Source organism: Candidatus Pelagibacter bacterium nBUS_28 (assembly GCF_051200915.1).
In the GTDB taxonomy this organism is placed as follows: Bacteria; Pseudomonadota; Alphaproteobacteria; order Pelagibacterales; family Pelagibacteraceae; genus Pelagibacter.
In genome coordinates, this window is sequence record NZ_CP172844.1 from 618802 (window position 1) to 632862 (window position 14061).

Here is a 14061-nt window from a genome sequence, read left to right on the forward strand (position 1 = left end):
ATTTAAAATATTAAGATAAAATTTCACTTAAAAAATTAATATTTTTAGTTAGACATTTGTGACTATTTCCTACAAAAAAACCGTTTTCATGTAGGTGATTAGCATTTTTCAACTCTTTGTGTATTTCATAATCAAAATATTTCAATACATCATTTCTTACAAAATTACCGGTTACAATAGGTCTACATTCAACGTTATTTTTTTGTAAAACATTAATTACATCTTTTCTTTCCAATTTTAAATTTGGTTTGATAATTAAAGAAAAACCAAACCAAGAACTTTTATCAATATCTCTTTGTATTAAATAATTAGGATGATCTTTAAAAAGTTTAATAAACAATTTTGCATTTTCTCTTCTTTTTTTTAAGAATAAGGGTATTTTTTCAAGTTGTTTTATCCCAATTGCACCACTTATTTCAGTTGGTCTTACATTATAGCCAGGCAAAACAAACCTAAAAGACTCCTCAAACCAGTCATCACTTTTATCTGCAACATGATTTTTTTTTGGAAGATTACGCGTCCAACCATGAGCACGAAGTGAAAGAAGTATATGATAAATTTCCTCATTATCAGTTGTCACAAAACCACCTTCCATAGTAGAAATATGGTGTGAAAAGTAGGTGGAAAAAGTGCCTATAACTCCAAATGTTCCTGATTGCTTACCCTTATACTCTGCACCTAAAGACTCGCAGTTATCTTCAAAAATAAAGATATCTTTATTTTTTATAATGTCATTAATGGTATCAAAATCATTTGGATTACCTAGCAAATTTACTGCAACAATCATTTTAGTATTACTAGTTATTGCTGATTTGAGAGCATCTAGATCATAATTTAATGTGGTTAAATCTATATCAACAAACTTCAATTTAAGACCAAATTGTTGTAAAGGAAAATAGGTCGTAGACCATGATACAGCTGGTACTATAACCTGATCGCCTTTTTTTAACATAGGATTTTTTGTATAAAAAAAAGATGCAATCGAAATCAAATTAGCTGCTGATCCTGAACTAACCATAAGACAATATTTTCTATTGATAAATTTTCCAAAATCAATTTCAAACTTTTTAACATAATCACCCATAGTATAGTTACTACTATCTATAACTGACTGTATAGCCTCTAATTCTTTGTCATCCCATGTATTTGTTGATAAAGGATATCTGCTCATTTTTTTACTTCACTCAAAAAATAATCATATGTTTTCTTAATACCTAACTCTAGTGAAGTTTTATATGACCAGCCTAATTTATTTAATTTTTTAATATCTATTAGTTTTTGTTTTACACCAGTTGGTTTTGACATATCGTGATTAAATTTTCCTTTGAAGCCTATAACATTGGCTATTATTTTATAATAATCCATTATGCTATAATCGTGTCCTAAACCAACGTTAATATTTTGCGGCATTTTATTGAAATTTTCAATCGCATAATAGATAAAATCTGCTAAGTCTTCAGCATACATAAATTCTCTTCTAGATAAACCATCTCCCCAAATATCAACATGTTTAGAATTGTTATTTTTAGCATCATAAATTCTTCTGATAACACCAGGTATCATGTGTGAACTGTCATAACTAAAATTATCATATTTACCATATATATTGCAGGGTATGACTGTCTTATATGAAAAAGAACTGTCTTCTCTATTTATATATTCACAAAGTCTTGTACTAGTAATATTTGCTAAAGAGTAACCTTCATTTGTAGGTTCAAATTCGCCTTTTAACAACACATCTTCTGGTATTGGATTTTTAGAATTTTTTGGATACATACATGAGCTACCTAAGTTAATAAAATTTTTTACCATCTTTTTTTTAGACGCCATTAAAATATTCAATCCTATTTGCATGTTACCAACTAGAAATTTTACTGGATAATTCTTGTTTGCTTGTATACCACCAACAATACCTGCCGCATGTATTACAATTTCTGGTTTATTAAAAGCTATGTAATCTTCGGTATTTTGATAGTTTAATAAGTTCAAATCTGAACTGGAAGGGGACAATATTTTATAATTTGATGAAAATTTATGATCCCTAATATTACTACCAACTAAGCCACTAGCACCAGTTAGTAATATTATCTTTGCCATATAATTAAAATTTTTAAGTAATAGATTTTAAATCCACTTCAACCATTTCTTTTACAAGTGATTCAAATGAAATTTTAGGTTCCCAACCCAATATTTTTTTTGCTTTACTTGCATCACCAATTAAAGATTCTACCTCAGTAGGTCTATAATAATTTGTATCAACTTTGATTATTTCATTATTTTCAAATATTCCAGTTTCATTTTCAGCTTTACCTTTCCATTCAATTTTCATATCTAAATTTTTTGCAGTTAGATTAATAAAGTCACGAACTGAGTATTGTTTTCCTGTTGCAATAACAAAATCATCAGGTTTATCTTGTTGTAACATCAACCATTGAACTTCTACATAATCTTTGGCATGACCCCAGTCACGCATTGCATTAAGATTACCAAGGTATAAGGTTTTTTGTAATCCTAGCTTAATCCTTGTTAAAGCTCTTGTTATTTTACGTGTTACAAAGGTCTCACCTCTGACTGGTGACTCGTGATTAAATAAAATTCCATTACATGCAAAAATTCCATATGCTTCTCTATAATTAATAGTTATCCAGTAAGCATAGAGTTTGGCAACACCATAAGGGCTTCTTGGATAAAAAGGAGTTTTTTCATTTTGTGGTGTTTCTCTGACATCTCCATAAAGTTCAGAAGTTGATGCTTGATAATATTTCGTTTTTTTTTCAAGTTTTAAAATTCTTATAGCCTCTAAAATTCTGAGTGTTCCCAAAGCATCCGAGTTAGCTGTGTATTCAGGTTCTTCAAAAGAAACTTTTACATGACTTTGAGCCGCAAGATTGTAAATTTCATCTGGTTGTACTTCTTGAATAATCCTTATTAGGGATGTTGAATCTGTTAAGTCTCCATGATGTAAAATAAATTTAAGGTTAGACTCATGGGGATCTTGGAATAAATGATCTATTCTAGATGTATTAATTGAAGAACTTCTTCTTTTAATTCCATGAACTTCATACCCTTTGTTAAGAAGAAATTCAGCTAGATATGAACCATCTTGACCAGTAATACCGGTTATTAATGCTTTTTTCATAATGAATAGCTTATATTATATAATTTTTCTAAAATCTTATAATTTAATTTTATTTAGAGCGTTATTTTTAAATAAATTTGCTTCTTTAATGTATCTTCTAACCATTTCTGTAGACTTATGTCCTGTCATGGCCATTATACTTCTTTCTTCTGCACCAGACTCAGCTGCGGATGTTGCAAATCCTGATCTTAAACTATGACCTGAATAATTTTTACTATCTATACCAGCTAATTTTAAATATTCTTTTATTAGTAGAGCAACAGTTTGATCAGTTAATCTTTTTTCTGATAATTTTAATCCTTTAGTAAATCTCCTAAATAATGGACCTGAATTTATTTTTGATATTTCAATCCATTTACGGATTGAAATAACTGGACAATATTGCGAATTGTCAAAGTAGGGCAATCCTTTTGTTGAACCTTCGCCAAATTGATCTGTTTTAGACCTTCTAAGATTAATCTTAAGACCCTCTTGAACGAAATCTAAATCTTCATAGTCTAGTGAAACTATCTCATTTCTTCTAAAACCACCTGAAAATCCAATTAATATAATTGACCTGTCTCTCAATCTCTTGATCTCCTGATCTATTTTATTATCTATCACATTAATAATTTGTTTTAAATTATTGATTAATAATGGTTTTTTGCCTATTTGAATGCTTCCTTTTCTTCTTTTAATACCCATTATATTTTCAATAATTGAAGGGTGTTTAGTATCTAAATAGTGGCCTTTAAGTTTATGTATAACGCCTATCGATACTAATCTTCGCTTTAAAGTACTCATTTTTACGCTTCTAGTTGATAAATGAGTAAGATATAATGAAATTATTTTTGGTTCTGATGGAAATGAATCAAAACCATTTTGAACGCAGAATAATTCAAAATCTTTGAAATCTGATTTATAGGCCCTTACAGTATTGTTTGCTTTTGAATTTTTTAAGTTTATTAAAGTTTCTTCCTGTAAAGCTTTTATATCTGTTATTATTTTATTCATCTTTATTACTATTGATAACCATTAATTATCGTTAGTAATAATATAATAGATTTATAATGTCAATAAGAATAATTTAAAAATAATGATTAAAGATTCTCAAGAACATCTTGCTGAAGTTAATGAAACTTACCTACAATATATGTGGATAGCTTTTAAAATTGGTTTTACTATGCTTAGGACTGGGGTTTTTTGTCTTATACATGGGTTAATACCAGGACTTTTTAAAAAAACTGGTAGCAATCAAATTGCTAAAATGTACGAGATGGTTTCAAGAAATTAAATTTTGTTAAGATAATAATATCAATAATTTAAAATTAACTATTAAAGTTTATGATTAGAAAATTAGAACTAAGAGATAAGGAAAATTGGATTAAATTGTATAATGGTTATGCTGATTTCTATAAAGTCCCAATAAATATAGGAATTTTGGACACTTTATGGGGATGGATTCACGATGAAAATCATGATGTCAGCGGTATTTGCTTTGAATTAGAGGGTAAAATAGTAGGTATTGCTCATTATAGAACTATGCCAAGACCAATTAAGGGTGAATATATTGGTTTTTTAGATGATTTATATGTTGAGCCTAATTTTAGAGGTCAAAAAATAGCTCAAAAGCTTATTAGTCATCTAAAATCCTTATCTAAAGCCAATAATTGGAATGGAATTCGTTGGATCACTCACTCTTCAAATCAAAATGCAAAGAAATTATACGATAAAATAGCCAATAATACAGGTTTTGAACTCTATGAACTTAAAAGGGACTAAGTTTCAGCTAAAAGTCTGGAATTATTTGAGGAAAATACCAAAAGGGAAAGTTAAAACCTACCTTGAAGTTGCTAAAGCCATTGGAAAACCTAAAGCTTTTAGGGCAGTTGCTAATGCTGTAGGCAAAAACCCCTATCCTCACAAAATACCCTGTCATAGAGTGATCAGATCTAATGGCAGCCTTGGTGGCTACTCAGGAAAAGGTGGTATTCAGCAAAAAAGGCGATTACTTAGATTAGAGAAAGTCTTAATTAAATAGCGTTTTTTATATACTAAATGCTTAAATTAACCCTTAAAACAAACACTTTTATGCTAATTTAATCCTTTTTTCCATAAATGGTATTATGCACCCTTCAGTTGTACTAGATATCGATCTTTGCTTAAAATAAGGTGCTCTATGGCCGTTTAAAGCGTATATTCGGATAGTGCATTGCTCTAGTTTTCAATGATACCAATACTTTTATAAGATGAAAAAAAAGGTTTTTTTTTGTTATTTTCGCCCCCCCCCTTCTGTACTTTAATATTAATTATTTATTTTAGAATGTTAAAAAGTGTTGATATTAAATAATTTTAAACAATCACAATAAATTTGATTTATTGATATAATTTTTATCAATATAAAATTGAATATTGGATTGATGATTATCTTATTATCGCAAATTATTGAGGTTAATTGAATATATAGTAATTTTTTTTTACTATATTACAATTTTATTTATATATTTGACATAATAATTAATCAACAATTACAACAATTTAATGTATAAAACTAATCTAATACTTTAGTATTTAGTAAATAATTTATTACTATAAATTTAACTTGCTTAGATAGTATTCTCTCCTAGAGATATATAGACCACTTAATACTATAATGAAAAGACCCAGATAAGTCCAATTATCAGGAAGTTCGTGGAAGAAATAATAACTAATAATGATATTAGTGATAATCTCTGTATAGCCTAAAGGAGCTAATTTAGAAGCATCAGCATATTTGAGTGATAAAATGATAAAAAGATGCGCTACAGAGGCTATAAGGCCGATTATAGCCATCATAATCCACTCATTTGGGGTTGGATTAACCCACACTGAAGGCATAAACGCACTAATTATCACTAACCCTACTACACCAGTAAATAAAAGCGTTAAAAGCGAATTATCTGAAGTACTTAACTTTCTAGTTATTACTAAATAGAAGCCATAACAAACACCGCAAGCTAGAGCTGCTAAAGTGGCTAAATTAACATCTATGAATCCTGGTCTGATAACAATTAGAGTCCCTAAAAAACCTACAAGCACAGCTGACCACCTTCTAATACCAACTTTTTCACCAAGAAAAAATGGGGATAAAGCAGTGCATGTTATTGGGGCAACAAATGCAAGTGTTAATGCTTTAGGAAGTGAAATTACTGATATTGAATAGAAGAAACATAAAGTTGAAAAAGCAAGAATTATTCCTCTGACAAGCTGAAGCTTAGGTCTTTTGCTCCAAACAAGGGTTTCTCTATAAAATAAAACCATTAAAGAAAGCGTGAAAACAACAGTGAAGAAATATCTAGCCCAAGTTATTTGAAAAACATCCATTGTAAGACTTAGATGTTTAGCAATTGCATCCATTACCGGAACAATCATCCAAGCAGTAGCATTTAATATTATTGCCTTCATTCAAGAAGGATACTGCTTAATAGAAGTATTTTAAAGCAAAGAATAAGGTGATTGGTATAGTTATAAATGACATGACTGTTGATACAACGATCATACTCGCAACACTATCAACAATCTTTTTAGGAGAATACATTGAGCCGACTAGGTATGTTAATACAGCACTTGGCATCGCGCATTGAATTAATAAAACCCCTGCAGCAAATCCAGATAAATTAAAAAACTTTATTATCATATAACCAATTACTGGACCAATTATCACTCTTCCGATTGATGATATGAATGCAGATTGAAATGAAAAAACTTTAAATCTTGTTAACGCTATTCCTAACGACATAAGGATTAAAAAAATAGCTGTATATGTAATCATCATTGTAAGATTAACGATATAAACTGGTGACTCAATTTCAAAATAAAGAAATAATACTGAAATTATTATCGCATAAAAAGGAGGATTTTTAATTATTAGATCAAGATCAAACCTTCTGCTTGCTAAAAAAACACCTAAAGTAAAGTGGAATAAAATGACTAGTGAAGATATTGTTGCAGCTACACCTAAACCCTGACTACCATACGCAAATAAGCAAATTGGTAAACCCATATTTCCTGTATTAGGTAAAATAAAAGGAGGTAATTCTCTAATAATTTCTTTTTTAAGAACAAATAAAAAAACAATTCCTGTTAAAGCAAAACCACTGATAGCTAGTAGCGCATACCAAAAATAATTTGTAAATATTTCAAAAGTAATTCCGGTTGTTGTTATTGAATAAAACACCATTGCTGGAGTACCGATATTTGCTGCAAAATTAGTAATGAAAGAAGTATCCAGTTTTGGATTTTTTTTACCTAAAAAATAACCAATGCCGACAATAAAAAAAACAGGAAATAAAACTTCAAAAAGTTTTAAGTAAATATCCATTAATTATACAATCTGATTAAAACTGGTGTTTTAAGAATATTTTTATTTTTCTTAAATATAGATAAACAGTTATTACAATTAAGTTCAGAAGTTTTATGAGTTATTATAACAATAGTAGCTTTATCATCTTTTTTATTAGGGGTTTGAATTAGCCTTTTTACAGATATATTATATTTAGCTAAACGGTTTGTAATTTGAGATAAAACACCTGGCTTATCTTTTACCTCAAATCTTAAATATAAAGAATTAACATAATTGTTAACATTATATGGTTTTAAGGATTTTAATTTATTAACAGAAACACCCAGAGGTTTTTTTATATTACCTCTTAAGATAGATAATAAATCAGACAACAATGCAGAAGATGTAGGACCTGGGCCAGCACCCTCTCCTTGTAAAATACTTTCACCAACAGGTTTACCTTCAAGGATAACAGCATTCATTACACCGATAACGTTACCAATATAAGAATTTTTACTTACAAGGCATGGATGTACTGTTTCAAATAAATGACCATTTTTCAATTCAGATATTCCAAGAAGTTTAATTCTTAAATCTAATTGGTTTGCAATTTTAATATCTTTAAGATCAATTTTCTCAATTCCTTCCATTAAGCATTTGTGTTTAGAAATTTTACTATTAAATGATAATGATGATAAAATTCTAACTTTTGCGAAAGCATCAAAACCATTTAGATCTAATTTTGGATTTCCTGGTTCTGCATATCCAAGTTTTTGAGCTTTTTTTAGAACATCAGCAAAACTTTGGTTCGAATTTTCCATTTCTGAGAGAATATAGTTAGATGTACCATTTAAAATCCCATAAACTTTTGAAATTTTATTAGTAGCCAAACCTTCTTTAATTGATCTTAATATCGGAATTCCTCCAGCAACAGATGCTTCAAATTCTAGATTGACATTATTTTGTTCTGCAATTTTTGCTAATTCGTTACCGTGTTTTGAGATTAATGCTTTATTTGGAGTTATTACGTGAATTTTCTTTTTTAAAGCAGTCTCAACAACTTTTTTTGAAATCCCATCTGATAAACCGATAGCTTCAAACAAAATATTAACATTTGTTTTACTAAAAATATCTAACGGGTTTTTAAAAAATATTTTTTTATTAACTCTAAATTGTCTTTTTTTATTTATATTTCTAGCTGATATGGCTACAACATTAATCTTCTTGCCTGTTTTAAGCTCAATATCTTTTTTTTTAGTATTCAATTCATTAAGCAAATAAGAACCTACTTGTCCAAGACCTACTACAGCAATATTTATTGATTTTTTCATTGGTTTATATCCGGATATTTACTTTTTTTAGTATAGTCATCTATATAAATCTTATATTCGTCATAACTCATTTTTGTTATGTCTTCTGACTTTTTTAATACTTCAGATAATTTTTTTTGATCTTCACTTTTTTTTACCACATCTTCTGTCCAATATTTAGAATCTTTGTTTAATGAACAATTATTTAAAATAAAAAAAATAAAAAAAATAAAGACTAATTTCATTATAAAGCTGTTTTAATTGGGAAATTAAATTTCATATTTAAATTTTGTACTGCTTGACCTGCTCCACCCTTAATCAAATTGTCTATAGCTGAAATTATTACAATCTTATTTTTGTATTTAGATTTACAAACAGAAATAAAACAATTGTTTGAGTTAATTACATCATTTGTACTTAGCAGACTATTTGCTTCTAAAATTTTTATAAAATCATCATTCTTATAAAAATCTGTTAGTGTCTTAATTATTTTTGACTGAATAACACCTTTTTCTAGATCAATATAAATAGTACTTAAAATACCTCGAAACATAGGAGTTAAATGAGGTGTAAAATTAAAACTTAATTTTTTTTTAGTGAATTTTCTTAACATTTGATCAATCTCTGAATTATGTCGGTGAAAGCCAACACCATAAGCACTTAAAGATTCATATAGGTTTTTATCTTTATATTTTTTATGTACACCTCTACCAGCTCCTGAATAGCCAGATTTAGAATCCATTATTATATTATTAACTTTAACTAATTTTTTTTTAAAAAGAGGAATTAAAGGTAAAAGTATTGAAGTTGGATAACAACCTGGACAAGATACAATCTGATATTTACCTATATCTTTTCCGTTAACTTCTGGAAGACAGTATATACTTTTCTTAATTAAATTTACTGCTCTGTGTTTTTGTTTGTACCATTTTAAATATTCTGATCCATTTTCTAATCTAAAATCAGCAGCTAAATCAATTAAAATGATATTTTTTGTTAAATGTTTTGAAATATCTTGTGCTTCTCCATTGGGTAATGCTGTAAAAACTACATCAACATATTTTAAAAGTTTTTTATTAAATTTAATAATTTTTGGTAATTTTTTTCCTGAAAGAGATTTGTCATAACTAGAAATATTTTTTCCTACAGAACTATTTCCGCATAGAAATCTTATGTTTACAAATTTGTGTTTAATTAATAATTTAATTAATTGAACTCCAATATATCCAGTTGAACCAGCAACCAATGCATTAAGCTTAGGCATAGTTTATTATAACAGTTTAAAATTAAAAAAGAATTATCTTTTAGAGAATTGGAAGCTTCTTCTAGCTTTTCTTCTACCAGGTTTTTTTCTTTCAACTGCTCTAGAGTCTCTGGTTGTAAGTTTTTCGGTTTTTAATGTAGATTTTAAATTTTCATCAAACATAACTAAAGCTTTAGAAATACCATGAACTAAGGCACCTGCTTGACCAGTTGGACCTCCCCCACTAACACTACATCTAACATCATAGTCAGTAGATTGTTTGATTATATCAAAAGGTCTAGTAATTTGAAGATGATGAAATTCACTTGAGAAATATTCATTAAATAATTTTCCATTTACATAAATCTTTCCTGAACCTTTTTTTAACCAAACTTTTGCAATTGAAGTTTTTCTTCTACCCGTTGCATACTTACTGTCTTTAAAGTCTAATTTTAGTTTAGGTGTTTTTGATGCTGTTTGAGTATTTTCCATATTAGTTTCTAACTAAGTTTTTGCTGTTTAATTTGCCTAACTCAATAATTTGAGGATTCTGTGCTGCATGTGGATGATCGCTACCTGTATAAATTTTTAATTTAGTTAATTGTTTTCTGCCTAACACTCCACCAGGAAGCATTCTTTTTACGGCAAGCTTTAAAGTTTCACCTGGTTTTTTTTCGTGCAATTTCTCAGGTGTAGTCTCTTTAATTCCACCTGGGTGGCCAGTGTGTCTATAATAGATTTTATCCTCAAATTTTTTTCCAGTAAATTTTGCTTGTTCGATATTTTTAACTACAACAAAATCACCATGGTCCATATGAGGAGTATACGTAGTTTTGTTTTTGCCACGAATAATTTTTGAAATAACAGTTGCTAATCTACCAACAACAGCATTAGTTGCGTCTATCTCGAACCATGATGATGTTACTTGGTCTTTTTTTACAAATTTTGTCATTGTGCCAGGATTAATACTATTATTAATTGCAAAGTCAATTTGATATTTGGCTTGCATTACAATACTTATCTGCTAAAAAGTTTATGCCGATTTGATCCTATTGCGGGCATAAAACTGCTAAACAGGAATTTACACAACATTATCGGTAGGCATTTGAACTGTATTGTGCGCCTTACATTAAGTTTAAGCACTAAAAAAGGAGTAAAAATGAGTACAAAAAGAAACAATCCAGAAACTATCGCAATTCATGGTGGAGACTACAGAAGTGATACTGCAACAAATGCTGTAGCAGTGCCTATCTATAGAACTACATCATATCAATTCGATAGTACAGAGCATGCAGCCAACCTGTTTGCATTAAAAGAGTTTGGTAATATTTACACAAGAATCATGAACCCAACTAATGATGTGTTGGAAAAAAGACTAGCGGCTCTTGATGGAGGTTTAGCGAGTTTGACCGTTTCATCTGGACAAACAGCTTCAACCTTTGCAATATTAAATGTTGCTCAAGCTGGAGATAATATTGTTAGTTCAACAGATCTTTATGGTGGAACTGTATCATTGTTTACACATACATTGAGTAAACTTGGTATTGAAGTAAGATATGCTGACCCTTCTGATCCAAAGAACTTTGAAAAATCTATAGATGATAAAACAAGAGCTTTTTATGGAGAAACTTTACCAAATCCATATTTAAGAGCTTTTCCTATCAAAGAAGTTTCAGATATAGGAAGAAAATACAACATACCACTTATTGTTGATAATACAGCTGCACCAGTAATTTGTAAGCCATTAGAACATGGGGCTGCCGTTGTGGTTTACTCGTTAACAAAATATATAGCAGGTCACGGTACTGTTGTTGGTGGAGCTTTAGTTGATGGTGGTAATTTTGATTGGACAGCAGATCCAAAAAGGCAGCCTCTTTTCAACGAACCTGATGCCAGCTATGGTGGTGTAGTTTGGGGCAAAGCAGTTCCAGAACTTACAGGTGCCAATGTTTCTTTTGCAGTAAGAGCAAGAGTAACAATTTTAAGAGATCTTGGCTCAGCACTATCACCTGATAATGCATTTGGCGTAATTCAAGGCTTAGAAACCGTAGCTTTAAGAATGAAACAACATTGTGAAAATGCTTCTAAAGTTGTTAATTATTTAAAGAAACATAAAGCTGTAGATAAAGTGATTTATGCTACTGAACATAATGATGAAATAAATAGTCGAGCTAAGAAATATCTTAAAGGTGGTTATGGTGCGCTTGTTGGGATTGAACTGGCTGGAGGTATTGAAGCAGGAAAAAGATTTATCGAGTCTTTAAAAATGTTCTACCATGTTGCGAATATTGGTGATGCTAGAAGCTTAGCAATTCATCCAGCAACAACTACACATAGTCAACTTACTGAAGATGAGTTAGCTGCAGCCGGAGTAACACCTGGCTATGTAAGATTGAGTATTGGTTTGGAACATATAGATGACATCATTGATGATTTGGATCAAGCTTTAGAGAATTCTTCTAAAGGTAAATTAAAAGCTGTTAGTTAATTTGAGTTTTATATGTCTACAAATAGAAACTAATTAGTTTTTTCCTCATACTTAGATATGTAGAGGAAATATAAAGTCGATAATATTATCAAAATAGAATTTATCTGGTGTAAAGATGCATAAAATATTTTTACTCCAGATAAAATAGTAAATATTCCCAAAACAACCTGTAAAAATAAACTAACTCCTATGATAATTACAGGTTTTCTAAAAATTTCATTCCTATCTTTTATGATAAAAAAAAGAATATAAACATAAAAACCTAAAATTAAGTAAGCCAAATTTCTGTGAATAAATTGAACTACAGAGGGATTGTCAAAAACATTCATATTTAAAAATTCAATAAATTGACTATCGTCAGGAAAATATGATGAGCCCATTAAAGGCCAAGTATTGTAAATTTTCCCAGCATCCATTCCTGACACAAAGGCACCTATTATTAATTGTAAAAATAATAAAAAAAGAAAAACTTTTATTAAATTTATATTAATTGAAATATATTGAGCTTGAATTTTAGTTAATTTAAGAAATTTCCAAAATATAACAGACAAAATTATAAAGGCTGTTACTAAGTGTAACGAAAGTCTGTAATGACTAACATCAATCCTATCTATCAAGCCGCTAGATACCATATACCAACCAATAAACCCTTGAAAACAAACTAATAAAAAGATCAATCCATAGTTTTTTAAAATTTTTAAACCATATTTGAATGAAAAAATTATAAGTGGCAACAATACAGTTAAACCAATTAATCTACCCAATTGACGATGACCCCATTCCCACCAAAAAATTACCTTAAATTCATAAAGTGTCATATTAAAGTTTTGTTCACTAAATTCAGGAATAGTTTTATAGAGTTCAAAATAGTCTTTCCATTTATCATTTGTAAGAGGTGGAATAAATCCCACAAATAATTCCCAAGTTGTTATGGATAGTCCAGAGTCAGTTAATCTTGTTAAGCCACCAACTAAAATTATGAGAATTATAAGTACAATAAGTGTAAGTAACCAAATTTTTAATTGATTATTTAAATGACTATTGTGACTGTACATATATAGATAAATATAATAATTGTTAATAAATCCAATAAATTAAATGTCGCCAAAAAATAAAAAAAAATTAGAAGAAATACGTATAAAACTAGATAAATTGGATAATAGACTTCTAGCTTTGATCAAGTATCGAACGTCTCTAGTTAAAGAAGTTCTTAAGTTAAAAGAATTTAAAAAGGAAATCGTAGATCAAAAAAGAATTAATTTTATTTTAAATAAAATTAGAGGAAAATCAAAAAGACTTAAAATAGACCCAAAAATTACTAATCGTATATGGAAGAATATGATCTGGTCTTTTATTGATTACGAAAGACGTAATTTTAAAAAGAAGTAATTACTTACTGTGAGGTGGAAGTTTTTTTTCTACAAATGTTTCGTGTTTTCTTGTAGCAGGATTATATTTCTTAGCTGAAAGTTTAACTTTTGCTTTTTCACCACCAGCTGGTTTTTTAACGTAATAAAAGAAAGGACTATCTGGTTTTGACTCTGGAACCAATCTAACTTTTACGTGTGTTTTTTTTGCCAT

18 protein-coding genes and 1 riboswitch are annotated in these 14061 nt (G+C 29.0%); of the genes, 5 read left to right on the plus strand and 13 right to left on the minus strand.

The window, feature by feature from the left end; genetic code table 11:
* Positions 1-10: 10 nt before the first annotated feature.
* From ACIJYC_RS03235 to ACIJYC_RS03250, 4 genes are read right to left on the minus strand one after another with little or no spacing between them, the layout of a single operon-like run.
* Entirely contained in the window at positions 11-1171 is a 1161-nt protein-coding gene (locus tag ACIJYC_RS03235; protein WP_435167837.1) for a DegT/DnrJ/EryC1/StrS family aminotransferase, read from the minus strand.
* Complete coding sequence (locus ACIJYC_RS03240; RefSeq protein ID WP_435167840.1) at positions 1168-2097, minus strand: GDP-L-fucose synthase family protein; 930 nt, start codon at positions 2095-2097, stop codon at positions 1168-1170. Before ACIJYC_RS03240 ends, ACIJYC_RS03235 begins: the two co-directional genes overlap by 4 nt.
* Before the next feature lie 13 nt (positions 2098-2110).
* Positions 2111-3142, minus strand: coding sequence for a GDP-mannose 4,6-dehydratase (gene gmd, locus ACIJYC_RS03245; RefSeq protein WP_435168090.1), 1032 nt, complete (start codon positions 3140-3142; stop codon positions 2111-2113).
* A 33-nt stretch (positions 3143-3175) separates the two neighbouring features.
* Positions 3176-4132 carry a site-specific integrase gene (locus ACIJYC_RS03250; RefSeq protein ID WP_435167843.1) on the minus strand — a complete coding sequence of 319 codons (957 nt, stop codon included), beginning with the start codon at positions 4130-4132 and terminating at the stop codon, positions 3176-3178.
* A gap of 82 nt (positions 4133-4214) precedes the next feature.
* Here ACIJYC_RS03250 and ACIJYC_RS03255 point away from each other — a divergent pair, with 82 nt between their 5' ends.
* The 3 genes from ACIJYC_RS03255 to ACIJYC_RS03265 are packed head-to-tail and all read left to right on the plus strand — an operon-like array spanning position 4215 to position 5159.
* Entirely contained in the window at positions 4215-4412 is a 198-nt protein-coding gene (locus ACIJYC_RS03255) for a DUF6356 family protein (RefSeq protein WP_435167846.1), read from the plus strand.
* Positions 4413-4462: 50 nt separating this feature from the next.
* A complete protein-coding gene (locus ACIJYC_RS03260) occupies positions 4463-4900 on the plus strand; it encodes a GNAT family N-acetyltransferase (protein ID WP_435167849.1) in 438 nt (145 codons plus the stop codon).
* Positions 4881-5159 (plus strand): methylated-DNA--[protein]-cysteine S-methyltransferase, encoded by a 279-nt coding sequence (locus ACIJYC_RS03265; RefSeq protein ID WP_435167852.1) that lies wholly within the window; start codon positions 4881-4883, stop codon positions 5157-5159. Before ACIJYC_RS03260 ends, ACIJYC_RS03265 begins: the two co-directional genes overlap by 20 nt.
* A gap of 548 nt (positions 5160-5707) precedes the next feature.
* On the opposite strand, the gene ACIJYC_RS03270 is transcribed toward ACIJYC_RS03265, so the two are convergent.
* Genes ACIJYC_RS03270 through rplM form a run of 7 tightly spaced genes read right to left on the minus strand, consistent with a single transcriptional unit; the run spans position 5708 to position 10944 of the window.
* On the minus strand, positions 5708-6562 hold the full coding sequence (locus tag ACIJYC_RS03270; protein WP_435167855.1) for a DMT family transporter: 855 nt from the start codon (positions 6560-6562) through the stop codon (positions 5708-5710).
* Between the two features lie 16 nt (positions 6563-6578).
* On the minus strand, positions 6579-7478 hold the full coding sequence (locus ACIJYC_RS03275; protein ID WP_435167857.1) for an AEC family transporter: 900 nt from the start codon (positions 7476-7478) through the stop codon (positions 6579-6581).
* Positions 7478-8770, minus strand: coding sequence for a homoserine dehydrogenase (locus tag ACIJYC_RS03280; RefSeq protein ID WP_435167860.1), 1293 nt, complete (start codon positions 8768-8770; stop codon positions 7478-7480). Before ACIJYC_RS03280 ends, ACIJYC_RS03275 begins: the two co-directional genes overlap by 1 nt.
* A complete protein-coding gene (locus ACIJYC_RS03285; RefSeq protein WP_435167863.1) occupies positions 8767-8994 on the minus strand; it encodes a hypothetical protein in 228 nt (75 codons plus the stop codon). The genes ACIJYC_RS03280 and ACIJYC_RS03285 overlap by 4 nt, the downstream gene beginning before the upstream one ends.
* Entirely contained in the window at positions 8994-10013 is a 1020-nt protein-coding gene (gene argC, locus ACIJYC_RS03290) for an N-acetyl-gamma-glutamyl-phosphate reductase (protein ID WP_435167866.1), read from the minus strand. Before argC ends, ACIJYC_RS03285 begins: the two co-directional genes overlap by 1 nt.
* A 33-nt stretch (positions 10014-10046) precedes the next feature.
* Positions 10047-10484 (minus strand): 30S ribosomal protein S9, encoded by a 438-nt coding sequence (gene rpsI, locus ACIJYC_RS03295; RefSeq protein WP_435089091.1) that lies wholly within the window; start codon positions 10482-10484, stop codon positions 10047-10049.
* 1 nt (position 10485) lies between these two features.
* Positions 10486-10944: a 50S ribosomal protein L13 gene (rplM, locus tag ACIJYC_RS03300; protein ID WP_435089254.1), complete on the minus strand. Its 459-nt coding sequence runs from the start codon at positions 10942-10944 to the stop codon at positions 10486-10488.
* 138 nt (positions 10945-11082) lie between these two features.
* Positions 11083-11149: riboswitch (SAM riboswitch) on the plus strand.
* Between the two features lie 2 nt (positions 11150-11151).
* On the opposite strand from rplM, the gene ACIJYC_RS03305 reads away from it, so the two are divergent.
* Positions 11152-12480 (plus strand): O-acetylhomoserine aminocarboxypropyltransferase/cysteine synthase family protein, encoded by a 1329-nt coding sequence (locus ACIJYC_RS03305; protein WP_435167868.1) that lies wholly within the window; start codon positions 11152-11154, stop codon positions 12478-12480.
* A gap of 29 nt (positions 12481-12509) precedes the next feature.
* Here ACIJYC_RS03305 and ACIJYC_RS03310 read toward each other — a convergent pair whose 3' ends face one another.
* Entirely contained in the window at positions 12510-13535 is a 1026-nt protein-coding gene (locus ACIJYC_RS03310; protein ID WP_435167871.1) for a COX15/CtaA family protein, read from the minus strand.
* Positions 13536-13578: 43 nt separating this feature from the next.
* Between ACIJYC_RS03310 and ACIJYC_RS03315 the strand changes: the two genes are divergently transcribed.
* A complete protein-coding gene (locus tag ACIJYC_RS03315; protein ID WP_435167874.1) occupies positions 13579-13869 on the plus strand; it encodes a chorismate mutase in 291 nt (96 codons plus the stop codon).
* Here the strand turns inward: ACIJYC_RS03315 and ACIJYC_RS03320 are convergent, their stop codons facing one another.
* Positions 13870-14061, minus strand: coding sequence for a 50S ribosomal protein L33 (locus ACIJYC_RS03320; RefSeq protein WP_028036963.1), 192 nt, complete (start codon positions 14059-14061; stop codon positions 13870-13872). It lies immediately after the preceding gene.

What these genes read in the sequence shown, in the direction of transcription:
- ACIJYC_RS03235 (WP_435167837.1), bottom strand. Translation starts at nt 1,171, where the DNA reads ATGAGCAGATATCCTTTATCAACAAATACATGGGATGACAAAGAATTA.
- ACIJYC_RS03240 (WP_435167840.1), bottom strand. Translation starts at nt 2,097, where the DNA reads ATGGCAAAGATAATATTACTAACTGGTGCTAGTGGCTTAGTTGGTAGT.
- ACIJYC_RS03250 (WP_435167843.1), bottom strand. Translation starts at nt 4,132, where the DNA reads ATGAATAAAATAATAACAGATATAAAAGCTTTACAGGAAGAAACTTTA.
- ACIJYC_RS03255 (WP_435167846.1), top strand. Translation starts at nt 4,215, where the DNA reads ATGATTAAAGATTCTCAAGAACATCTTGCTGAAGTTAATGAAACTTAC.
- ACIJYC_RS03260 (WP_435167849.1), top strand. Translation starts at nt 4,463, where the DNA reads ATGATTAGAAAATTAGAACTAAGAGATAAGGAAAATTGGATTAAATTG.
- ACIJYC_RS03265 (WP_435167852.1), top strand. Translation starts at nt 4,881, where the DNA reads ATGAACTTAAAAGGGACTAAGTTTCAGCTAAAAGTCTGGAATTATTTG.
- ACIJYC_RS03270 (WP_435167855.1), bottom strand. Translation starts at nt 6,562, where the DNA reads ATGAAGGCAATAATATTAAATGCTACTGCTTGGATGATTGTTCCGGTA.
- ACIJYC_RS03275 (WP_435167857.1), bottom strand. Translation starts at nt 7,478, where the DNA reads ATGGATATTTACTTAAAACTTTTTGAAGTTTTATTTCCTGTTTTTTTT.
- ACIJYC_RS03280 (WP_435167860.1), bottom strand. Translation starts at nt 8,770, where the DNA reads ATGAAAAAATCAATAAATATTGCTGTAGTAGGTCTTGGACAAGTAGGT.
- ACIJYC_RS03285 (WP_435167863.1), bottom strand. Translation starts at nt 8,994, where the DNA reads ATGAAATTAGTCTTTATTTTTTTTATTTTTTTTATTTTAAATAATTGT.
- argC (WP_435167866.1), bottom strand. Translation starts at nt 10,013, where the DNA reads ATGCCTAAGCTTAATGCATTGGTTGCTGGTTCAACTGGATATATTGGA.
- rpsI (WP_435089091.1), bottom strand. Translation starts at nt 10,484, where the DNA reads ATGGAAAATACTCAAACAGCATCAAAAACACCTAAACTAAAATTAGAC.
- rplM (WP_435089254.1), bottom strand. Translation starts at nt 10,944, where the DNA reads ATGACAAAATTTGTAAAAAAAGACCAAGTAACATCATCATGGTTCGAG.
- ACIJYC_RS03305 (WP_435167868.1), top strand. Translation starts at nt 11,152, where the DNA reads ATGAGTACAAAAAGAAACAATCCAGAAACTATCGCAATTCATGGTGGA.
- ACIJYC_RS03310 (WP_435167871.1), bottom strand. Translation starts at nt 13,535, where the DNA reads ATGTACAGTCACAATAGTCATTTAAATAATCAATTAAAAATTTGGTTA.
- ACIJYC_RS03315 (WP_435167874.1), top strand. Translation starts at nt 13,579, where the DNA reads ATGTCGCCAAAAAATAAAAAAAAATTAGAAGAAATACGTATAAAACTA.
- ACIJYC_RS03320 (WP_028036963.1), bottom strand. Translation starts at nt 14,061, where the DNA reads ATGGCAAAAAAAACACACGTAAAAGTTAGATTGGTTCCAGAGTCAAAA.